This is a genomic window from Streptomyces sp. NPDC048636, from assembly GCF_040650655.1.
Taxonomy (GTDB): Bacteria; Actinomycetota; Actinomycetes; order Streptomycetales; family Streptomycetaceae; genus Streptomyces.
Genome location: NZ_JBEZHR010000022.1, coordinates 1 through 21,190, shown reverse-complemented (window position 1 = coordinate 21,190; position 21,190 = coordinate 1). Strand labels below are relative to the sequence as shown.

Sequence of the window (21,190 nt, the reverse complement as noted above, 5' to 3'; positions counted from 1 at the left end):
AGAACCCATGAAAACGGACATAGAACCCACACACACGCCCGCCGGGTCACCACCGCCCCAGGTCAAGAAGCGTTCCACGGGCCGCGCCGGTGACAAGATCTTCCTCGGGCTCTCCCGGGGCTCCGGGATCGTCCTGCTGGCGATCATGGCGGCCATCGCGGGCTTCCTCTCGTACCGCGCCGCCATCGCGATCTCCAAGGACGACGCGAACTTCCTCACCACCTTCGAGTGGAACACCGGCACCGAGCCGATGCGGTTCGGCATCGCCGTCCTCGCCTACGGCACGGTCATCAGCTCGATCATCGCGATGGTCATCGCGGTCCCGGTCGCCGTCGGCATCGCGCTGTTCATCTCGCACTACGCGCCGCGCCGGCTGGCCGCCCCGGTGGCGTACGTCATCGATCTGCTCGCCGCCGTCCCCAGCATCGTCTACGGCCTGTGGGGCGCGCTCTTCCTGGTCCCGCATCTGACCGGGCTGTTCACCTGGCTGGACACGTACCTGGGCTGGACCGGGATCCTCAGCTACCAGGGCGGCGCCGCGCGCTCCCTGTTCACCGTCGGCATCCTGCTGGCGATCATGATCCTGCCGATTGTCACCAGCGTGAGCCGCGAGGTGTTCCGGCAGGTCCCGAAGACGCATGAGGAAGCCGCGCTGGCGCTCGGCGCCACCCGCTGGGAAGTCGTCCGGATGGCCGTCCTCCCCTTCGGCCGCTCCGGCATCATCAGCGCCTCCATGCTGGGCCTCGGCCGGGCGCTGGGCGAGACCATGGCGGTCGCCACCGTGCTGTCCCCCAGCTACCTGATCAACGCCAGCCTGCTGGATCCGGGCGGCGGCACCTTCGCCCAGAACATCGCCAGCCACTTCAAGGAAGCGAACGACAACGGCCGTGACGCGCTGATCGCCTCCGGTCTGGTGCTGTTCGTCATCACCCTGCTGGTGAACGGTGCCGCGCGGATGATCATCGCCCGGCGCAAGGAGTACTCGGGGGCCGCGGCATGAGCAACGCGACGATCACCAAGAACGAGACGGGCGGCGCCCCGGCGGGCACCTCGTCCCTCCACCAGGCCCGGCTGCCCCGCTGGGTGCCGCCGGTCATGGTCGTGGCCTCGGCCGCGGCGGGCGCGGGCATCGGCACCGCCGCCGGACTCGGCAACACCCTCCAGTGGGGCCTGATCGCGGCAGTGCTGTTCATCCTGGGCAGCTACCTCCTCGCCGCCGTGGTCGAAGGCGGCCGCCAGGCCAAGGACCGGCTGGCCACCAGCCTGGTCTGGGTCTGCTTCGTCCTCGCCGTCGTCCCGCTGGTCTCGCTGATCTGGGAGACGGTCGACCGCGGCCGCACCGTGCTCGACGGCTACTTCCTGAACCACTCCATGGAGGGTGTGCAGACGATCCTGCCCGGCGGTGGCGCGTACCACGCGATCATCGGCACCCTGGAGCAGGTCGGCATCGCCACCCTCATCGCCGCCCCGATCGGTCTGCTGACCGCCATCTACCTGGTGGAGTACGGCCGCGGGCGGCTGGCGAAGGCCGTGACGTTCTTCGTCGACGTCATGACCGGCATCCCCTCGATCGTGGCCGGTCTGTTCATCCTCAGCTTCTGGATCATCATCCTGGGCTTCAGCTACTCCGGCTTCGCCGGTGCGATGGCCCTGGCCATCCTGATGATGCCGGTGGTCGTCCGCTCGACCGAGGAGATGCTCAAGCTCGTCCCGAACGAGCTGCGTGAGGCTTCGCTCGCGCTCGGCGTGCCCAAGTGGCGCACCATCCTCAAGGTGGTGCTGCCCACCGCCGTCGGCGGGATCACCACGGGTGTGATGCTCGCGGTCGCCCGTATCGCGGGTGAGTCCGCCCCCATCGTGCTGCTGGTCTTCGGCGCCGCCGGGATCAACAGCAACCCGTTCGAAGGCGCCCAGTCCTCGCTGCCCTACTACATCTACGAGCAGTGGCAGCTCGGCAATGACGCGTCCTTCAACCGGGCCTGGGCCGCGGCACTCGTGCTCATCGCCTTCGTCATGATCCTGAACCTGGTCGCCCGCGGCATAGCCCGCTGGAAGGCCCCGAAGTCCGGCCGCTGAGGCCACGAAGAAGAGAAGTGATTCACATGGCCAAGCGCATCGACGTCAGCGGCCTGACCGCCTACTACGGAAGCCACAAGGCCATCGAGGACATCTCGATGACCGTCGAGCCCCGCTCGGTGACCGCCTTCATCGGCCCGTCCGGCTGTGGCAAGTCCACCTTCCTGCGCACCCTGAACCGGATGCACGAGGTCACCCTCGGCGGCCGGGTCGAGGGCAAGGTGATGCTCGACGACGAGAACCTCTACGGCTCCGGTGTCGACCCGGTCTCCGTGCGGCGCACGGTCGGCATGGTCTTCCAGCGCCCGAACCCGTTCCCGACGATGTCCATCTTCGAGAACGTCGCGGCCGGGCTGAAGCTCAACGGCTCGTACAAGAAGAGCGAGCTGGAGAACGTCGTCGAGCGGTCCCTGAAGGGCGCCAACCTCTGGAACGAGGTCAAGGACCGGCTGAACAAGCCGGGGGCCGGGCTCTCCGGCGGCCAGCAGCAGCGGCTGTGCATCGCCCGCGCCATCGCGGTCGCGCCCGATGTGCTGCTGATGGACGAGCCCTGCTCCGCGCTGGACCCGATCTCCACCCTCGCCATCGAGGACCTCATCGGTGAGCTCAAGGAGCGCTTCACGATCGTCATCGTGACGCACAACATGCAGCAGGCGGCGCGCGTCTCGGACCGTACGGCCTTCTTCAACCTGTCGGGTGTCGGCCAGCCCGGCAAGCTCATCGAGATCGACGAGACCGAGCGGATCTTCTCCAACCCGTCGGTGCAGGCGACCGAGGACTACATCTCGGGCCGCTTCGGCTGACCCACGGCCCCTCGCGATCCCAGCGAGGAACAGGCGTCCTGCGGTGCTGCATGGCGGTGCCACCGCATGACGAAGGGCCCGCCCCTGGCTCCCGGGGGCGGGCCTCCTGTCTGCGGGCGCGGGTACGGCGGGCCCTACCGACCCTCCACATGGCGAAACCCGCGGGGCGTGGGTGACGCCGCCGCGGGCCGCGGGGGGAAGGTGGCCGTCAGCCGAAGGCCAGGTTCACGATCCAGTAGCTGCCGGCCGCCACACCGGCGGCCGCGGGCATGGTGATGAACCAGCCGAGGATGATGTTCTTCGCGACGCCCCAGCGCACCGCGCTGACCCGCTTGGTGGCGCCCACGCCCATGATCGCCGAGGTGATGACATGGGTGGTGGAGATCGGCGCCTGGAACATGAACGACGCGCTGTACATGACGGACGCGGCGGTGGTCTCGGCCGCGAACCCCTGCGGCGGGTCCAGCTCGATGATCCGGCGGCCCAGGGTGCGCATGATGCGCCAGCCGCCCGCGTAGGTGCCCAGCGAGAGCATCGCGGCACAGGCGATCTTCACCCACACCGGGATCGGGTCACCCTGGTCCTCGACACCGGCGATGACCAGGGCCATCACCACTACACCCATCGTCTTCTGGGCGTCCTGGAGACCGTGGCCCAGCGCCATACCGGCCGCCGAGACGGTCTGCGCTATCCGGAATCCGCGCTTTGCCTTGTGCGGATTGGAGTTCCGGAACATCCAGAGGATGGCGACCATCACGAAGTAGCCCAGCACCAGGCCGACGATGGGCGAGATCACCATCGGGATGACGACCTTCTCCAGCACACCGGTCCAGTGGACCGTGCTGGCACCGGCGAGCGCCGCGCCCACCAGACCGCCGAACAGCGCGTGCGAGGACGAGGACGGCAACCCGAAGTACCAGGTCACCATGTTCCAGGTGATCGCGCCCACCAGAGCGGCAAACAAGATCATCATGCCTTGTTTGCCGGTCGGAGTGGCGATCAGCCCCTCACTGACGGTCTTGGCGACCCCGCTGCCCAGGAAGGCACCGGCGAGGTTCATCACGGCGGCCATCGCCAGGGCCGCCCGCGGGGTCAGCGCCCGGGTGGAGACCGAGGTCGCGATGGCGTTCGCGGAGTCGTGGAAGCCGTTGGTATAGGTGAAGAAGAGCGCGACCGCGACGGTCACGACAAGCGCGAAGGTCTCCATGCCGGGGCTCAGGACTCCTTGACGGCAATGGTCTCGACCGTATTGGCCACATGCTCGAAGGCGTCGGCCGCCTCCTCCAGCACATCCACGATCTGCTTGAGCTTGAGCACCTCCATGGCGTCGTACTTGCCGTTGAAGAGGTGGGCCAGCAGCTTGCGGTGGATCTGGTCCGCCTGGTTCTCCAGCCGGTTGACCTCGATCCAGTACTCGGTGAGGTTCGTCATGGTGCGCAGGTTCGGCATCGCCTCGGCGGTCAGCTCGGCCGCGCGGGCCAGCACCTCGATCTGCTGCTCCACGCCCTTGGGCAGCTCCTCGACCTGGTAGAGGACGACCAGGTCGACGGCCTCCTCCATGAAGTCCATGATGTCGTCGAGGGAAGAGGCCAGGGAGTAGATGTCCTCGCGGTCGAACGGCGTGATGAAGGAGGAGTTCAGCTGATGGAAGATCGCGTGGGTGGCGTCGTCTCCCGCGTGCTCCGCGGCCCTCATCCGCTCGGCGATCTCGGCGCGAGCGGAGGAGTCCGCCCCGAGCAATTCCATCAGGAGCTTGGAGCCGGTGACGATGTTGTCCGCGGAGGCGGCAAACATGTCGTAGAAGCTCGTCTCCCTGGGGGTCAGACGAAAGCGCACTGGGGATCCTCGGGATGCAGCGGATGGGGACTCGACGATGCTAGGCGCATCTTCCGGCCACGGTAACCGGCGCTCCCAGTGTCGCCCATCAGGAAGAGTGCTCTTCACAGGGGCCTGGACAGGCCGGAAAACCCGGTACCATATACCCAGTGGGGGTATATGCGGACATAGCATGAACAACGGGAGGACGCCATGACGACCACGGCAGCCGACGCGGGCGCACCCCTCGAGGGCGGCGCCGGGGGCGAGGCGTCCGGCCAGGCGTCGGTACCGGCTCCCGAGAGCCACGGCGGCCATGGGTACGCCAAGCAGAAGGACCAGCACCTCAAACGGCTGCGCCGGATCGAAGGCCAGGTCAGAGGGTTGCAGCGAATGGTCGAAGAGGACGTCTACTGCATCGACATACTCACCCAGGTCTCGGCCGGCACCAAGGCGCTCCAGTCCTTCGCCCTCCAGTTGCTGGAGGAGCATCTGCGCCACTGTGTCGCCAGCGCGGCCGTGGAGAGCGCCGCCCAGGGCGAGCCCGAGGGCGGGAGCGAGGTCGACGCGAAGGTGGCGGAGGCCACAGCGGCCATCGCCCGCCTGCTGCGGACCTGACGAGGCCGACCGCGCCGAGCGGGCCGAGCGGGCCGAGCGGGCGCTCCGCCGGGGGCCCGGTCCGCGGGTCCTGTGCGGGCCGCACCGCGGCCTCGCCGGGCGGAACGCTCGGCGCCCGCCGACGAGGCGGTGACATCTCTCACCCGGCGTCCGGGGCCTCGGCTTCCGGATCCTGCTCCGCATCGGGATCCCGGCCCGCACCCCGGGCACGGCCCGGCGTGGCGCGATCCGGTTCGGCACGGCCCGGCTTGGCGCGCTCGGCCGAATTTGATCGGTCGGCCCGCACACGGAGGACCTCGTCGATGCGATCCGTACTGAGCCTGTCCTCGTCCGCGCTCGACGCAGCGATCATCAAATCACCGTAGAGATCGATCTCGACGAGGGCCACGGGGTCCGGGCCCGACGAGCCGCGACGCGCAACCACGTGTTTCACCTCCTCCTGCGAGCACCTGCGAGCACTTTCGAGCAGCGGCTTCCCAGCGTAGGGATCGGTACACACTCCGCGCATGGCACGGACGGGCCATTTCGAAGGGCAGAGCGGGCCCCTCCGACTACTTCTGAGGTGATCCGACCTTCCCTGTGTAGATATCCGCGGGCTTGGGCAGCTCGACCCGGGCCGGGGCCCCGAAGTCGTACAGCTCGGTGGTGGAGGACACCCCCACCGCGCGGGCGGTGGCGCCCTGCGCCCCGGCCGCGTCCCGCCCGCTGGCATGGGTGCCCACGGTGAACCGGTGACGCACCTCACGCAGCCGCCCATGTCCGTCGAGATACGCGTCGAAGGGGACCACGCCCTCGTCGAACCCCCTGGCCGCGGCCGTCAGCGCGCCGCGCGTCCCGGGCGACGCCACCCGCGCGGCGCGGCCGATGTCGGTGGTGCCGCGGTAGTGGCGCAGCAGGAATCCATCCAGCCCCTCCTCGCCCACCAGGCTCGCCTCCCGCACCCCGCGCAGCAGTTCGGCGGCGACCAGCGGGTCCGTCGCCCCTCCGGTGACCAGATTGCCGTCCGGAATGTCGGTGGTATCCACCCGGACCCATTTGTCGGGCGGGATACCCGCCCCGCGGTTGCGCATGAAAAGCGCACCGGAGGCGAGCAGTTCGGTGATCGGCGCATGCTCGGCGGCCCCCATCGCGTCCCGCGGCAGCAGCAGCTTCAGCCGCCCCAGCCGCTTCTCGAAGTCATACGCCCCGGCTCCCCGGATGGACACGCGGGTGCCGCCCGTGGCCGTCTCCATGGTCGTACGGACCCGTGAACTGCCTTCGCGGACCAGGACGTCAGCCGCCCGGTGCAGCGCCGCGACCGCGGCCGCGTCCGGGGCGGCACCGCCGGGGCGCTCATCGGCCGCCGTCTCGGAGGAACAGCCGCTGATCGCGGCCAGGAGCGCAGCCAGCAGACCGCCCGCCACGACCCCGGCGACCGCGCTCACCCGTCTCCGTACGCCGAGTCCGCGCTGCTGGAACTCCATCGACCGTCGACCCCCTGGCCACGCTCGTCTTGGTACTTGTTCGTTTAACGATCCGGTCGGGCGGCCCGTCACGGCCCGGTAGCGTGGTTATGTGCTCGACTCAGGTGACACGGGACCCGGCGCGGACGACGGCGGCCCGGGCGGCACGGCCGCCGACCACCCCCTCACGTCCATGGTGGAGCGGGGTTCGTTCTGCCTCGCCCGCTGCACCTGTGGCTGGTCGGGACCGGCCCGTCGGGCCCGCGGACTGGCGCGCGACGACGCGGCCGCGCATTCGACGACCCGTCACTCCGCACCCGGCTCACGCTGACGGCGGCGCTCCCCCGCGCCCCGTACCCCGTGACGGCGGTGCTCCCCCGCGCCCCGTACCCCGTACCCCGCGCCCCATGACGGCGCCGTCACCGAGCTCCCCTGTCCGCCGTACCACCGGCGCCTCCCCGATGGCCGATTGAGTGCCGGTCGATGGCCGAATCGCCGAACTCCCGTCCGGACAAACGGAACCGCCACGCCCGGCCGGCCCTCTGACCCAGAGACCGGGCCCGCGCGAGCGCCGCCCGGTCGACCGTTGGGACACAGGTCGACAGGGAGGGGACACCGCCATGAACCGGCGGACACTGCTGGCAGCGGGCACCGGACTCGCGGCGACGGCCGGCTGGGCCACCGCGTGCAGCAACGATTCGGGCCGGGCCGCCTCCTCCCGCTCCGCCTCGGGCACGGACGCCCGCTCGGCCGCCACCTCCGGCCGCCCCGGCTCCCTCGCCGGAAAGGCGCGGGCCGCGGACTGGAAGGCGCTCGGCAGGGATCTCAAGGGTGATCTGCTACGCCCCGACGACTCCGACTTCGCCTCGGCCCGGCGGCTCTACAACACCCGGTTCGACCATCTGCGTCCGGCCGGTGTCGCCTATATAGAGAACACCGCGGACATCGCCGCCTGTCTGGCCTTCGCCCGGCGCCACGGCACCCCGGTGGCCATCCGCAACGGCGGCCACAGCTATGCCGGATGGTCCAGCGGCGACGGCCGGCTGATCATCGACGTCTCCGCGCTGCGCACGATCCGCAGCACCACGGGCGAGGCCCGGATCGGCGGCGGCGCCAAGCTCATCGACGTCTACACCACGCTGGGCGCGCGCGGAGTCACCGTGCCCGGTGGCTCCTGCCCCACGGTCGGCATCTCCGGTCTGACGCTGGGCGGCGGCCATGGAGTGGTCTCCCGGGCGTACGGGCTGACGTCGGACAACCTCACCGGCGCGAAGATCGTCACCGCGGACGGCAAGACGCTGGACGTCTCCAAGGACCACGAGGCCGAGCTGTTCTGGGCCCTGCGCGGGGCCGGCAACGGCAACTTCGGCGTGGTCACCGAACTCCGCTTCCGTACCCACAAGACCCACGACGGCGTCACCGCCTATATGTCATGGCCATGGTCGAAGGCGGCGAAGGTACTGAGCGCCTGGCAGAAGTGGGGCCCGGACCAGCCGGACGAGATCTGGTCCGCCCTGCATCTGTCCGCCGTCCCCGGCCACACCCCCACCGTCTCCGTCAGCTGCTTCTCGCTGGGCACCTACGGCGCCCTCCAGAACGCCGTGGACCGGCTGGCCGACGGACCTGGCGGCCCCGGCCCGGCCACCCGGGTGTCCCTCCGCCGCCGCGGCTACGTCGACGCGATGCGGATGTACGCGGGCTGCGGCGACACCTCGACCACCAACTGCCATCTGCTCGGCGGCCAGCCCGGCCAGAGCGCCTCCGGGGTGCTCAAGCGTGAGACCTACGCGGCGCGCTCGGACTTCTACGACCACTCACTGAGCACGGCGGGCGTCCGCGCCATGCTCGACCAGGTCGAGCGGTTCGGACGGCGCACCAGCGGCGGCGGCTCGGTCAGCATCGCGCTCACCGCGCTCGGCGGCGCCGTGAACCGGGTATCGGCCCAGAGCACCTCGTTCGTCCACCGCCGCTCGCGGTTCCTCGCGCAGTACACCGGCTCCTGGGCGGCGAGCGGCTCGGGCGACGCGCAGAACTCCTGGCTGGTCGGCGCGCACGCGGCGATGCGGCGCCACGCCTCGGGGGCGGCGTACCAGAACTACACCGACGCGTCCCTGAAGGACTGGCGGAAGGCGTACTACGGACCCGCCGCGGACCGGCTGGCCCAGCTGAAGAAGCGTTACGACCCGGACCGGCTCTTCGACTTCCCGCAGGCGCTGTAACCCCCGCGCATGACCGAAGGCCCGGCGGTCCATCCGCCGGGCCTTCCCTTATGTGAACGGGGGAACGGGGGCTAGGCCGCGAGGTCCTTGCTGCCGCGCTCGCCGCCGGGCGCATGGTGCTCGGGCAGCTCCGGCAGCCCCTCCCCCGGCGCGGTCCCGACAGCGCGATCGGCGCGGCCGTCCCGTACCAGCCAGCTCGCGCGCGAGCCCGCGATGGCGGTCGTCAGCGGGGTGAGCAGCATCATCGCCAGCGGCGCCAGCAGCAAGGTGACCGCCGTGCCCAGGGCGAACCCGCCGATCACGTCCGTGGGGTAGTGCACGCCCATGTAGACCCGGCAGAAGCCTTCGAGGAGGGCCAGCGCTATGGCACCGACCCCGAAGGCACGGTGGGCCATGAAGACGCCGACGGCGATGGCCATGGTCAGCGTCGCGTGATCACTGACGAAGGAGTAGTCGGTCTTGCCCGCGACCAGGACGTCGAGCCCCTGGTGGTCCCTGAAGGGGCGGGGCCGCTGGACGAAGCCGCGGATGGGGATGTTGGCCACCAGCGCGAGCCCGGCCGCCAGCGGCGCCCATATCAGCCCCGCGACGGCGGACGGCGCCTCCTGGGAGCGCTTGCGCACACTCCACCAGGCCCCGAGAGCCACCAGGACCAGTGCGATGACGATCCCGGACTCGCCGACGAACTCCATCACACGGTCGAACCAGTGGGGGGCGTCCTTGGCGAGTCCGTTGATGTCGTAGAGCAGGCTGACATCGGGGTTCGACCCGTCCAGCGCGAGTCCAGCCATGTGCCGTGGCCCCTTATCTCTTGCCTGTTGCTACAGCCGCTGACGGCCCCCGTGGTGATGACGGCCGGTGGCCGCCGTGACCGGTGCCGGAGAACCGGCACCCGTTCACGTCGGACCACACTGATCCCGTCGGTGGAATCGTCCACTCCCAAGGGAACGCCCTCTTTCCGCCGGGCGTTCCGTTCTCAACCCAACGATCACCGGGACGTTATCGAAGGGTGACCCATCGTCCCAGCTCAGGGGGAATCTTTACGCGGAGTTCGCCCGCGGCAACGCTTTTGCGCCATCTTGTGTCACCCGCGTCGCGCCGATGTAGTCCGGGGAGTCGATCTTGTCGAACCTGATCACCGCGCCCGTGTAAGGAGCGTTGATCATGTACCCGCCGCCCACGTACATCCCCACGTGGTGGATCGACCTCGGGTCGTCGAGGTCGTAGGCGAAGAAGACCAGGTCCCCGGGGATCAGCTCGTTCCGCTTGGGGTGGGGCCCGGCGTTCCACTGGTCGTTGGCGACGCGCGGGAGTTCGATTCCGACCGATTTGTACGCCGCCTTGGTGAGCCCCGAGCAGTCGAACCGGCCGTCCTGATCGGGCGTCCCGTTACCGCCCCACAGATACGGCTTGCCGAGCTGCTTCTGCGCGAAGTAGATCGCCCCGGCCGACTGCTGTGAGGGCTGCACCCGCTGGACGGGCGCCTCGAAGCTCTTGGCGAGGGTGGTGATCGTCTTCACGTAGTTCTGCGTCTCGCGGTACGGCGGCACTCCACCGTGCTTGATCACGGCGTAGGCACCGGCGTTGTACGAGGCCAGCATGTTGCGCGTGGCATCGCCCGGGACATCCTTCACATACTTGGCGAGGGAGCAGTCGTAGGCGGCCGCCGACGCGATCGCGTCGTTCGGATCCCAGATGTCCCGGTCGCCGTCCTTGTCGCCGTCCACCCCGTGCGCGGCCCAGGTGGAGGGGATGAACTGCGCTATCCCCCTGGCGTTGGCCGGGCTCTGCGCCTTCGCGTTCCAGCCGCTCTCCTGGTAGAGCTGCGCGGCCAGCAGCGCGGGGTTGATGGCGGGACAGGAATTGCCCCACTTCTGGACCAGCGACTCGTACGCGGCCGGCACGGCGCCTCTGGCCAGCCCGACGGCCCTGCCGCTGCCGCCGCCGGTCAGATCCGCGGCGACCATATAGGTGCCGACGACCAGCAGGCCGACGAACGAGGACGTGACCCCGAGACCGACACTGACGCCCAGCCAGACCTTGCGCACCCGGCCATCCTCCCCCATCCACCGGTGGTGCGAACGCGTTTCCGTACGCGCGGCGAAATTCAGCCGCTTCCCAGCCGAAACCATACGGCGGAGCCGGGTACGCGCCCCCTGTGCCTCGCCGCTCCGCCCAGGCCGCCTCCCGGCGGACCGTGGAACGCGTAGAGTCCGGCGCGTCCGAGGCGCCCGGACCACGTCCGGGCGGGATTCGACGACTTCACCGAGGGGTGAGGGCGGATGACGAACCGTCGGGCCGGCTCCGGGCGGCACGGGACCAACTCCGGGGCCGACTCCGGACGGGTGACCCTGAGCCACCGAACGGCGTGCCCGACCCGCGTGTCGGGTGACGCGTCACTGGGCCTGATGGCGGTCACTCATCGTTGCCCGACACCCGGGTGCGTGATACACAGAGTAACCATAGGGCCCTCTTCTGACGCGCCTCGCCCACCGGCCGGGCCACCGTGGTCCACAACATGTGCGAGATCCGCCAAGAAATGCCGCCAAGTCGACATGCGGAAGCGGAATCGTCAGCGAAGATAGAGACCGGCCCACGCCATGACGGCGAGGCAGATACAACTACCCATAAGGGGCGGTGAGTTCAAAATGTTCCTAGCGGCCGAAAAGGGCGACATCAACACCATCATCGGCGGAATCGCCCCAGATTGGGGTCCGTTCGGGAGCCTGGGCAGCGAGGCCCGCGTGATGATCGAGGTCGTGATGGCCGTCGCGCTCCTGCTCTGCTTCGGCATCGCGATCTGGGGTGCGGCCAAGCAGCGGATCGGTGCCACGGCGCTGCGCGACACCTTCAGCGCGGAACAGGGCAAGGGGCTGATCGTCGCCGGCCTCACCGGCGTGTTCATCATCGGCTCACTGGGCACCCTCTTCACGATCGTGTACGGCATGGCCATCTAGCCGCCCCCCGGAGTGGCGGACGGACGTACCGTGCAGGGGAGCGCGGAGCCCGTGGAACCGGCGCAGGCGCCGGAGCGCGCGCTGCTCTTCGAGCCCCGGAGCCGCCCCGCCCACCCGGCGTACGCCCCCGATCCCCCCTACCGGCCCCCTTCCCGTTACCCGAGGCTGCTCCCTGATGCCCGCCCTTCCCGCTGAGGTCGTGTCAGCTTGATGTCCACTCACACCACCGCGCCCGAGCGTCAGTCCGCACCGTTACCGTCGTATACGGGTGGCGCAAGAGCGGCCATGGTCGACGCGGTCGGTACGGGCGGCTGGAGCGGCCCGGTCGGCGGCAGGGACGGCACGGTTGAAGGGGCGTACGCGCGATGAGCATGGGCGGCGACGACGGATACGGCGGCGACTACGACGGCCATGACACGGGCCGCGGCCGCGGCGCGGCCTCCGACACCCACCTGACACGCACCCGCCTGCCCGAGGGCGACGGCGACCCCTACGGGCCACCCCGCCGCGGCCCCGGCCGCACGGCCAAGCCCAGCCGCAATCTGATCACCGTGGTCGGCGTCGTCGTCCTCCTCCTCGCGGCCATCGCGTTCGTCAACCGCGGCGGCGGCAAGGACAGCGACTCCGACGGCGGCGGTGCGAACGGCACCAGCGCCGAAAGCCAGCCCACCGCCCCCACCGGCCAGCGCCCGGTCGAGGGCAAGAACAGCGTGACGGGCATCGCCTCCGGCTTCCCCAAGACCGAGCAGGGGGCGCAGAGCGCGGCGGCGAACTACGCGGTGGCGCTGGGGTCCGCCGATATGTTCAACCGCGAGCGGCGCCATGAGCTCGTGCCCCAGATCTTCACCAGCGCGGCCGCGGGATCGCTCCAGACCAAGCTGGACAAGGCGTACTCGGCCGACTCGCTCGAGCGGATCGGCCTGGATACGGACGGCAAGGCGCCCGAAGGGATGACCTACGTCTCCCGCACCGCCCCCATCGGTACCAAGGTCAGGAAGTTCGCCGCCACCGCCGCGACGGTCGAGGTCTGGTGCACCGGCGTGTTCGGCACCGCCGGTGAAGGATCGAAGAACCCGGTCACCAACGACTGGTTCACCCTGACGCTGAAGCTGCGCTGGGTGGACAACGACTGGAAGGCCGAGGGCTACCGCCAGAAGGACGGGCCCGCCCCGGTCAACAGCGACCGCACCGCCTCAACGGCCGACGAGATCGCCAAGGCAGTCGAGCAGTACGGAGGGTTCACCTATGCCCGCTAGCCCCCGCCGCGCGCTGACTCTCGTCGGCGTCCTCGCGTCCGTACAGGCGGCCGCTGTCCTGCTGGCAAGCCGTGCCGCTGCCGCCCCGGATCCCACTCCCAGCCCGGACGACGGTCACTGTGACGACATCATCGGCCCGGCGCCCTGCGGCAAGGGTTCTGGCGGCGGCTCCAACGGCCCCCCCGACCCCTCCAACCCCCTCGACCCCGCCGCCTCCCTGGCCCGCGGCTGCGCCGACGCCGCCGCCTGGCTCGTCGGCAAGCTCTCCAAGCTGGTCAAAGAGACGGCCAATGTCGACTTCACCAACGAGGCCTTCCTCCGCCAGTACGCCGTCGTCTTCGCCGCCTCGACCGTCCTCACCCTCATCCTCTGGCTCCTCGCCGTCACCAAGCGCGCCATCCGCGGCGCGCCGCTCGGCGAGGCGCTCTCCGAAGCCATCGGCTTCCTCTGGCTGACGGTCCTGGCCTCCGCCTTCACCCCGCTCATCCTCTATACCGTCGTCACCGCCACCGACGCCGTCACCGAGGCCATCGCCTCCGGCACGGGCGCGGACAACGACGCCTTCTTCGGCTCGTTCGCCGAGGCCCTCAAGAAGGACGAGGACATCGGTGGCGGCCCCATCATGCTCATCGTCGTCTCCCTTGTGACGATCCTCGCCGCGGGCGTCCTCTGCCTCGAGCTGGTCATCCGCGCCGCCCTGCTCTACGTCGGCGCCCTGCTCGGCACCGCCGTCTACTCCGGCCTGGTCGACAAGAACATGTGGGGCCACGTCCGCCGCTGGGCCGGGATCATGATCGCCGTGATACTCGTCAAGCCGGTGGTCGTCACGGTCCTCGCCCTCGCCGGGGCGCTCTCCACCTCCGGCGACGAACCCGACGCCTTCTCGGCCGTCGTCTCCGGTCTCTCCATCATCATCCTGGCCATCTTCGCCAGCGCGATGATCTACCGCTTCGTGCCCGGCTTCGGCGATGAGATCGTCAAGGCCCGCAGCGCCAGCGCCGACCCGGCATCCCGTCAGGCCGCCGCCATCATCAGCTCGCCCGCCGCCCTGGTGAAGCAGGGCATCAACACCCACAGCGCCCGCGGCGGCGACGGCGGAGGAGGTGGCGGTGCGGCACCGGCCAAGCCCGCCAACCCCGTCTCCGGCGGCGTGGCCGCCCACAGCACCCGCTCCGGCGGAGGCAGCGGCAGCGGCAGCCCCGGCGGCCGTGGAGGAGGAGGCGGAGGCGCCTCCTCCGCCAGCCGTACCGGCCACACCGGCGGCGGCAGCCGCGGCGGCGCCCCCCGCACCCCGAACCGAAACTCCGGCAACCCCCCGGGAGGTGACCGGCGGTGACGTTCGACGCCCAGGCCCACCCCGTCCATACGGCCCGACGCACCTATCTGATCGGCCGCGCCCGACCCAACGCGATCGTCGGCAAGAACCGCGAGACCGGTGAGATCGCCCTGATCATCGGGGGCGCGTTCGTCGGCATGATGTGCGGGCTGCTGGTGCCGGTGCTCAGCCTGCGCATCTTCGCCCTGGTCGGCTTCCCCACCCTCGCCCTCGCCGCCGTGTACGTGCCGTACAACGGCCGTACCTTCTACCGGTGGTTCGAGATCAACCGTTCCTATAAGCGCGCCGTCCGCAAGGGCACCACCGCCTACCGCTCCCCCGCCGCCGAGGCCGGCACCCGGCTCGACGGCCGTGAGGTCGAGGTCGGCCCGCCCCCCGGCATCGGCCGGATCAACTGGCTGGCCGCCCCCTTCGGCCCCGACGAGATCGCCGTACTGCTGCACGCCGACCGCCGCACCGTCACCGCCGCCATCGAGATCGAGGGCCCCGGCGTCGGGCTGCGCGACAGCGAGGACCAGGAGGCCCTCGTCGACCGGTTCGGCACCCTGCTCAAGCATGTCGCCAACGGCGACGGCTTCGTGACGCGCCTACAGATGCTGGCCCGTACCCTCCCCGCCGACCCCGACGCCCATGCCAAGGACGTCGAGCGCCGCGGCGACCGCGAGGCGCCCCACTGGCTCAAGGACTCCTACGACCAGCTCCAGTCGATGGTCTCGACCTCCTCCGAGCAGCACCGGGCGTACCTCGTCGCCTGTATGCACTACACCCGCGACCTGGCCGCCGAGGCCCAGGCCATCGCCCGCGCGACCCGCCACAGCTCCGGTGGCCGCCGCCTCGACAAGGACGCGGGCCTGGCCGTGGTCATGGCCCGCGAGCTGACCGACATCTGCGCCCGGCTCGCCGAGGCCGATATCCGCGTCCGCCAGCCCCTCGGACAGGGCCGGCTGGCCTCGCTGATCCACTCGATGTACGACCCGGACCACCCCATCGACCACATCCAGGCCATGACCAAGCGGAACGCCTGGCCCGCCGAGCTGGACGCGATGGAGCCCACCTACCTCCAGGCGAAGACGCGCGAGTCCAGCACCCGCGACCCCTGGTGCCACGCCACCGCATGGGTGAAGGAGTGGCCCATGACGCCCGTCGGGGTCAACTTCCTCGCCCCGCTCCTCGTCCACACCCCCGACGTCATCCGTACGGTCGCGGTCTGTATGGACCTGGAGCCCACCGAGATCGCCATCGAGCGGATGCTCACCGAGAAGACCAACGACGAGGCCGAAGCGAGCCGTGCCGCGAAGATGAACCGCACCGTCGACCCCCGGGACATCGCCGCCCACGGCCGTCTGGACCAGCGCGGTGAGGATCTCGCCAGCGGCGCCGCGGGCGTCAACCTCGTCGGCTACATCACCGTCTCCTCCCGCTCACCGGAGGCACTCGCGCGTGACAAGCGGACCATCCGGGCCTCGGCGGGGAAGAGCTATCTCAAGCTGGAGTGGTGCGATCGTGAGCACCACCGGGCTTTTGTGAACACGCTGCCGTTCGCGACCGGCATCCGCCGATAGAGCCGACCGAGCCAGTAGAGCAGATAGAGACGACTGGGACGACAGGGACGATAGGGGCTCCGCCGTGGCCGATCCGATGAGCGCTCTCACCGAAGCGTTCACCAGCTTTCTGTTCGGAAAGGTGGAGTCGACACGGCTGCCCGTCCGCACCTCCACCGGACAGGCACAGGCCGTCTATCTCCCCACCGCGGCACCCGGCCTCGGTGACTCCGGCGTGATCATCGGTCGCGAGGTGTACTCCGGGAAGGGCTATATCTACGACCCCTTCCAGCTCTACGGCCAGCAACTGCCCGCCCCGCACTGGCTGGTGCTCGGCGAATCCGGAAACGGGAAGTCGGCCCTGGAGAAGACCTACGTCCTGCGCCAGCTTCGCTTCCGCGACCGCCAGGTCGTGGTGCTGGACGCCCAGGGCGAGGACGGCGTGGGCGAATGGAACCTCATCGCCCAGGAGCTCGGCATAACGCCCATCCGGCTCGACCCGATGGCGGCCCTGGACGGCGGAATCCGGCTCAACCCCCTGGACCCGTCCATCACCACCACCGGTCAGCTCGCCCTGCTCCGCACCATCATCGAGGTGGCGATGGGCCATGGGCTCGACGAGCGCTCCGGGTTCGCCCTCAAGGTCGCGCACGCCTACGTCAACGAGACCATCGTCGACCGGCAGCCGGTGCTCACCGATATCGTCGAGCAGCTACGGCACCCCGAGGCCGAGTCCGCCGAGGCGATGAACGTCGACATAGACGACGTACGGGCCTGGGGCCTGGACGTCGCCCTGGTACTGGACCGGCTGGTCGACGGTGACCTCCGCGGCATGTTCGACGGGCCGACCACGGCCGGAATCGACCTCGACGCACCGCTTATCGTCTTCGACCTCTCCCATATCGACCGCAACTCGATCGCGATGCCGATCCTGATGGCCATCGTGGGCGTCTGGCTGGAGCACACCTGGATCCGGCCGGACCGCAAGAAGCGGATCTTCCTGGTCGAAGAGGCGTGGCACATCATCAACTCGCCCTTCGTCGCCCAGCTCTTCCAGCGGCTGCTGAAGTTCGGCCGACGGCTCGGGCTGTCCTTCGTCGCCGTGGTCCACCACCTCTCCGACGTGGTCGACGGCGCCGCGGCACGGGAAGCCGCGGCGATCCTCAAAATGGCGTCCACCCGGACCATCTACGCCCAGAAAGCGGATGAGGCACGGGCCACCGGACGGGTGCTGGGGCTGCCCCGCTGGGCGGTAGAGATCATTCCGACGCTCTCGCCCGGTATCGCCGTCTGGGACGTCAACGGCAACGTGCAGGTCGTCAAACACCTGATCACCGAGGCCGAACGCCCCCTCGTGTACACCGACCGGGCCATGACGGAGGACGGGCTCGCCGTCCAGATGGCGGCGGAAGCGGAAGCCGAGGAACGGGCCGCCGCGGCGGTCGAGGCCGCGGAGGCGGAGGCATACGGCGGACCGTCGTACGGATCCACGGTGGCATGACATGAGAGCGGGGCTGAACCGCGGCGGGCCCGCGGAATACGGGAGACCTCCGGGCCGCCCGGAGGGCGGCATTCCGGACGGACTGCTGATCGGCGTCATGGCGTTCCTACTGGGCCTGACCTGCCTTGTGTGGTCGGCCACCGGCCTGGCCGGGCTGTTCGCCCACGGCGCCTGGCCGGACGGACTGGCCTTCATGCATACGCCGCTGGCGCTGCGTCACCTGGTCGAGGAGCCGCACAACCTCGCGGCGGCATGGCCCGTCACCCCGAAGGCGCAGCTCTCCGGGTACGGACTCTTCTGGGGCATCTTCATCAGCGAGCTGATGGTGCTGATCGTGCTGACGGTCTTCACCATCGGCACGGTGACCCGCTACCGGGCGGTCCGCGCCGGACGCCGCGCCGAGGCGATCCAGGCCGCGGCGGAGACGGAGGCGGCCACCGAGGCGAAGCGACGGGGCGCGGTGCACGGCACCGCCGCGCCGCTCCCACCCGCCCCCACCACGGGCGGCGCGTACGAGACGGCCGGATACGGCGCCGCGGCCCCGGGCCCCGGCAGCCCGCACGAGGAGCAGACGGCCCCGCCCGCGAGCGCCGCGGCGGTCCCCGGCCCGGGCAGCCCCCGGCCACCCGGCGCGGTCCCCGCGTCCGCCGCCGTCAACACCGGCCCCGCGCCCATGGCCACCGCCCCCGTCGCCGAGCAGCGAGCCGCCACCACTTCGGACGCCGCCACCGCCTCGGACGCTCCCACCGCCGACGGCGACGCCCCGCTGCCGACGCCCCGCCCCGACCCCGTGACCGCCGCACTCCCCGACGGGGAGCTGACCCGGTCCCGGGTGCTCTTCGGCGCACAGCGCGGTACGTCGGCCGCCGCGGCCGTCCTGGAGGCCGTCGGGCCCGTCCTGGTGGTCACCAGCAACGCCGCGCTCTGGTCCTCGACCAAGGACGCACGGGCCACGTTCGGCCCCACCCATGTCTTCGATCCGTCCCATCTCCTCGACACCCCCGCCCGGCTGCGCTGGAACCCGGCGGCGGACTGCGGATCCCGTGACATCGCGGCCGCGCGCGCCGCGGCGCTCCTCGCCCCCGTACGTCCCGCGCACGCGATGGACAGGCCCATGGCGGAGGCCGCGGAGACACTGCTCCGCTGCTGGCTGCATGCCGCGGCGGTGGACGGCCGCCCCTTCCGCCAGGTGCACCGCTGGGCACAGGGCAGCTCCGCCCATGAGCCCGTACGCATCCTGCGGACCAGCCCCAAGGCGGCGGGCGGTGCCGCGGGCGAGCTCGAGGCCACACTCACCGCTCACCCCGAACGGCGCGATCTGGCCCAGGAACTGACGGCCCGGACGCTGGGCGCACTGTCCTCGATCCACATCCGGGACGCCTGCAATCCGGGGCGTGCCGATGCGCTCGCGCTGGAGTCATTCGTGGGCGAAGGGGGAACGCTCTATGTGATGGGCGAATCCATCGAGGATCCGCGGACCCATCCGGGTGCGATGCCCTTGCTGACCGCACTCGCCTCGTACGTGGTCGAGCACGGCCGGCGCATGGCCGAACGGTCATCCTCCGGTCGGCTCGACCCACCACTCACCGTCGTCCTCGACGATGTCGCCGCCGTGGCCCCGCTCCCGGCGCTGCCTGATCTGCTGGCCCAGGGTGCCGCCCAGGGTCTGCCCACCCTGGCGCTGATGCGCTCGCGGGAGCAGGCACGGGCACGCTGGCCGCACCACTCCCTGGCGGCCCAGGAGCAGGGCTGACCGAGCGGCGCCGGAGGCCCGCGGTGGGCTGCAACCGGAGCCGCGGGGGAGTCCGGGCGCCGCCCGTCAGTGACTCCGGCGCGTGTTGAGCCGGGCGGCCTGGCGCGTCAGATAGTCGCGCTCGGCCAGGTTGGGTGCCTTGTGGGCCGCCTCGGCGTACAGCCGTGCCGCCGTCGCCGCGTCGCCGTCCCGCTCATGGAGGTACGCGGCCACCGCGGTGTGGCGGGGCACGGCCTCGTCCAGCGCCGCGAGCGCCGCCAGCCCGGCGCGCGCTCCGTCGGCCTCGCCGATGGCCACCGCGCGGTTGAGCCGGACGACCGGGCTGTCGGTCAGCCGCGCGAGCTCGTCGTACCACTCCACGATCTGCACCCAGTCCGTCTCCTCGGCGGTGCGCGCGTCGGCGTGGAGTGCCGCGATGGCGGCCTGGGCCTGGAACTCGCCCAGCCGGTCGCGGGCCAGGGCCGCCTGGAGAACCTCCACGCCCTCGGCGATCGACTCCGTGTCCCACCGGCCGCGGTCCTGCTCGGCGAGCGGCACCAGACCGCCGTCGGGCGCGGTCCGGGTCGCGCGGCGGGCATGGTGGAGCAGCATCAGGGCGAGCAGCCCCGCCACTTCGGGGTGGTCGATCGCGGCCGCCAGCTGCCGGGTGAGCCGGATGGCCTCGGCGGCGAGGTCGACATCACCGGAGTAGCCCTCGTTGAAGACCAGATAGAGGACGCGCAGCACGGTGGCGACATCGCCGGGCTGGTCGAACCGCACACCGGAGACGGTGCGCTTGGCCCGGCTGATGCGCTGCGCCATGGTCGGCTCGGGCACCAGGTAGGCCTGGGCGATCTGCCGGGTGGTCAGCCCGCCGACGGCGCGCAGCGTGAGCGCGACCGCGGAGGACGGCGTCAGCGACGGGTGGGCGCACAGGAAATAGAGCTGGAGGGTGTCGTCCACCGCGGGCGCGGGCCCGGGTGCCGGTTCCTCGTCGAGCAGGTCCTCACGCCGGCGGCGGGCGACATCCGAGCGGGTGGCGTCGAGGAACTTCCGCCAGGCCACGGTGGTCAGCCAGCCCTTCGCATCCCGCGGCGGGTCGGCCTGCCAGACGCGGACCGCCTCGATCAGCGCCTCCTGTACGGCGTCCTCGGCCGCCGCGAAATCGGCTCCGCGGCGGACGAGGACGGCGAGCACGCTCGGCGTGAGGCTCCGGATGAGGGCCTCGTTCATCGATGAGGGCACTCGGTGATGGTGGGGTGCGGGCCCAGGAACGGACGCAGCTCCAGCCACTCATGGATCGGCTCGCCGCCCTTCCCGGGGGCGGCCGACAGCTCTCCGGCCAGCTCGACGGCGCGCTCGTAGCTGTCGACGTCGATCACCATCCAGCCGGCGATGAGGTCCTTGGTCTCCGCGAACGGACCGTCGGTGACCGGCGGGCGCCCCTCACCGTCGTACCGCACCCATGTCCCCTCGGGGGCGAGTGCCTGGCCGCCGACGAACTCGCCGGTCTGCTCCAGCCGGGCCGCGAAGTCGTTCATGTACTGCACGTGGGCCGAGATCTCCTCCGGCGTCCACTGGTCCATCGGCGCGTCGTTCACCGATGCCGGGGCGCCGCGGTAGTGCTTGAGCAGCAGGTACTTGGCCATCGTTTCTCTCCTCGGTAGTACTGGGGCGACCCGTCCTGGTCGCCTTCACTACGGGGACGGAGCCAGTCACGGGTTCTCGACATCGGAACAGAGAAGACTTCGCGTAGGTCACTGTACGTGCGGTCCTGCCGCGCGCCGCGGGTCCTGCCTTGAACGCAAAAATGCCTCGGTCCCGGACATTGAATGTCCGGGACCGAGGCTAAAAATTGTTCGGCGGCGTCCTACTCTCCCACAGGGTCCCCCCT

General features: G+C 70.6%; 20 protein-coding genes. 12 read left to right on the top strand and 8 right to left on the bottom strand.

What is annotated here, in order from left to right:
* The first annotated feature begins 7 nt into the window (after positions 1-7).
* Genes pstC through pstB form a run of 3 tightly spaced genes read left to right on the top strand, consistent with a single transcriptional unit; the run spans position 8 to position 2,879 of the window.
* The gene (gene pstC, locus AB0C66_RS34405; RefSeq protein WP_362447951.1) at positions 8-1,000 is read left to right on the top strand and encodes a phosphate ABC transporter permease subunit PstC; all 993 of its coding nucleotides are present in this window, start codon (positions 8-10) and stop codon (positions 998-1,000) included.
* The gene (gene pstA, locus AB0C66_RS34400) at positions 997-2,076 is read left to right on the top strand and encodes a phosphate ABC transporter permease PstA (protein ID WP_362447948.1); all 1,080 of its coding nucleotides are present in this window, start codon (positions 997-999) and stop codon (positions 2,074-2,076) included. The genes pstC and pstA overlap by 4 nt, the downstream gene beginning before the upstream one ends.
* 26 nt (positions 2,077-2,102) lie before the next feature.
* Positions 2,103-2,879 (top strand): phosphate ABC transporter ATP-binding protein PstB, encoded by a 777-nt coding sequence (gene pstB, locus AB0C66_RS34395; RefSeq protein WP_362447945.1) that lies wholly within the window; start codon positions 2,103-2,105, stop codon positions 2,877-2,879.
* A 208-nt stretch (positions 2,880-3,087) separates the two neighbouring features.
* Here pstB and AB0C66_RS34390 read toward each other — a convergent pair whose 3' ends face one another.
* Both AB0C66_RS34390 and AB0C66_RS34385 read right to left on the bottom strand, forming a co-directional pair.
* Positions 3,088-4,086, bottom strand: a complete 999-nt coding sequence (locus AB0C66_RS34390) for an inorganic phosphate transporter (RefSeq protein WP_362447942.1) — start codon at positions 4,084-4,086, stop codon at positions 3,088-3,090.
* 8 nt (positions 4,087-4,094) lie between these two features.
* Positions 4,095-4,715, bottom strand: a complete 621-nt coding sequence (locus AB0C66_RS34385) for a DUF47 family protein (protein WP_037954969.1) — start codon at positions 4,713-4,715, stop codon at positions 4,095-4,097.
* A gap of 192 nt (positions 4,716-4,907) precedes the next feature.
* Between AB0C66_RS34385 and AB0C66_RS34380 the strand changes: the two genes are divergently transcribed.
* On the top strand, positions 4,908-5,312 hold the full coding sequence (locus tag AB0C66_RS34380) for a metal-sensitive transcriptional regulator (RefSeq protein ID WP_362447939.1): 405 nt from the start codon (positions 4,908-4,910) through the stop codon (positions 5,310-5,312).
* A gap of 139 nt (positions 5,313-5,451) precedes the next feature.
* Here the strand turns inward: AB0C66_RS34380 and AB0C66_RS34375 are convergent, their stop codons facing one another.
* Both AB0C66_RS34375 and AB0C66_RS34370 read right to left on the bottom strand, forming a co-directional pair.
* Positions 5,452-5,736, bottom strand: a complete 285-nt coding sequence (locus tag AB0C66_RS34375) for a hypothetical protein (RefSeq protein WP_362448161.1) — start codon at positions 5,734-5,736, stop codon at positions 5,452-5,454.
* 127 nt (positions 5,737-5,863) lie between these two features.
* Positions 5,864-6,775, bottom strand: coding sequence for a hypothetical protein (locus AB0C66_RS34370; protein WP_362447936.1), 912 nt, complete (start codon positions 6,773-6,775; stop codon positions 5,864-5,866).
* A gap of 91 nt (positions 6,776-6,866) precedes the next feature.
* Between AB0C66_RS34370 and AB0C66_RS34365 the strand changes: the two genes are divergently transcribed.
* Positions 6,867-7,085, top strand: coding sequence for a hypothetical protein (locus AB0C66_RS34365; RefSeq protein WP_362447934.1), 219 nt, complete (start codon positions 6,867-6,869; stop codon positions 7,083-7,085).
* A 289-nt stretch (positions 7,086-7,374) separates the two neighbouring features.
* The gene (locus AB0C66_RS34360) at positions 7,375-8,973 is read left to right on the top strand and encodes an FAD-binding oxidoreductase (RefSeq protein WP_362447931.1); all 1,599 of its coding nucleotides are present in this window, start codon (positions 7,375-7,377) and stop codon (positions 8,971-8,973) included.
* A gap of 71 nt (positions 8,974-9,044) precedes the next feature.
* On the opposite strand, the gene AB0C66_RS34355 is transcribed toward AB0C66_RS34360, so the two are convergent.
* Together AB0C66_RS34355 and AB0C66_RS34350 are read right to left on the bottom strand one after the other, a co-directional pair.
* Positions 9,045-9,764: a phosphatase PAP2 family protein gene (locus AB0C66_RS34355; protein WP_362447928.1), complete on the bottom strand. Its 720-nt coding sequence runs from the start codon at positions 9,762-9,764 to the stop codon at positions 9,045-9,047.
* Between the two features lie 249 nt (positions 9,765-10,013).
* Positions 10,014-11,039 (bottom strand): bifunctional lytic transglycosylase/C40 family peptidase, encoded by a 1,026-nt coding sequence (locus tag AB0C66_RS34350; RefSeq protein WP_362447925.1) that lies wholly within the window; start codon positions 11,037-11,039, stop codon positions 10,014-10,016.
* A gap of 582 nt (positions 11,040-11,621) precedes the next feature.
* On the opposite strand from AB0C66_RS34350, the gene AB0C66_RS34345 reads away from it, so the two are divergent.
* The 6 genes from AB0C66_RS34345 to AB0C66_RS34320 all read left to right on the top strand — a co-directional run bounded on the left by AB0C66_RS34345 (position 11,622) and on the right by AB0C66_RS34320 (position 19,317).
* On the top strand, positions 11,622-11,930 hold the full coding sequence (locus tag AB0C66_RS34345; protein WP_009716148.1) for a hypothetical protein: 309 nt from the start codon (positions 11,622-11,624) through the stop codon (positions 11,928-11,930).
* A gap of 365 nt (positions 11,931-12,295) precedes the next feature.
* The gene (locus tag AB0C66_RS34340) at positions 12,296-13,186 is read left to right on the top strand and encodes a hypothetical protein (protein ID WP_362447922.1); all 891 of its coding nucleotides are present in this window, start codon (positions 12,296-12,298) and stop codon (positions 13,184-13,186) included.
* Complete coding sequence (locus AB0C66_RS34335) at positions 13,176-14,522, top strand: hypothetical protein (protein ID WP_362447919.1); 1,347 nt, start codon at positions 13,176-13,178, stop codon at positions 14,520-14,522. The genes AB0C66_RS34340 and AB0C66_RS34335 overlap by 11 nt, the downstream gene beginning before the upstream one ends.
* Entirely contained in the window at positions 14,519-16,084 is a 1,566-nt protein-coding gene (locus AB0C66_RS34330; protein ID WP_362447916.1) for an SCO6880 family protein, read from the top strand. The genes AB0C66_RS34335 and AB0C66_RS34330 overlap by 4 nt, the downstream gene beginning before the upstream one ends.
* 64 nt (positions 16,085-16,148) lie before the next feature.
* Positions 16,149-17,564: an ATP-binding protein gene (locus AB0C66_RS34325; RefSeq protein ID WP_362447913.1), complete on the top strand. Its 1,416-nt coding sequence runs from the start codon at positions 16,149-16,151 to the stop codon at positions 17,562-17,564.
* 1 nt (position 17,565) lies between these two features.
* A complete protein-coding gene (locus tag AB0C66_RS34320; protein ID WP_362447910.1) occupies positions 17,566-19,317 on the top strand; it encodes a hypothetical protein in 1,752 nt (583 codons plus the stop codon).
* Between the two features lie 66 nt (positions 19,318-19,383).
* On the opposite strand, the gene AB0C66_RS34315 is transcribed toward AB0C66_RS34320, so the two are convergent.
* Positions 19,384-20,529 carry a DUF6596 domain-containing protein gene (locus tag AB0C66_RS34315; protein WP_362448134.1) on the bottom strand — a complete coding sequence of 382 codons (1,146 nt, stop codon included), beginning with the start codon at positions 20,527-20,529 and terminating at the stop codon, positions 19,384-19,386.
* Positions 20,526-20,945, bottom strand: coding sequence for a YciI family protein (locus AB0C66_RS34310; protein ID WP_362447907.1), 420 nt, complete (start codon positions 20,943-20,945; stop codon positions 20,526-20,528). The genes AB0C66_RS34315 and AB0C66_RS34310 overlap by 4 nt, the downstream gene beginning before the upstream one ends.
* Between the last annotated feature and the right edge of the window lie 245 nt (positions 20,946-21,190).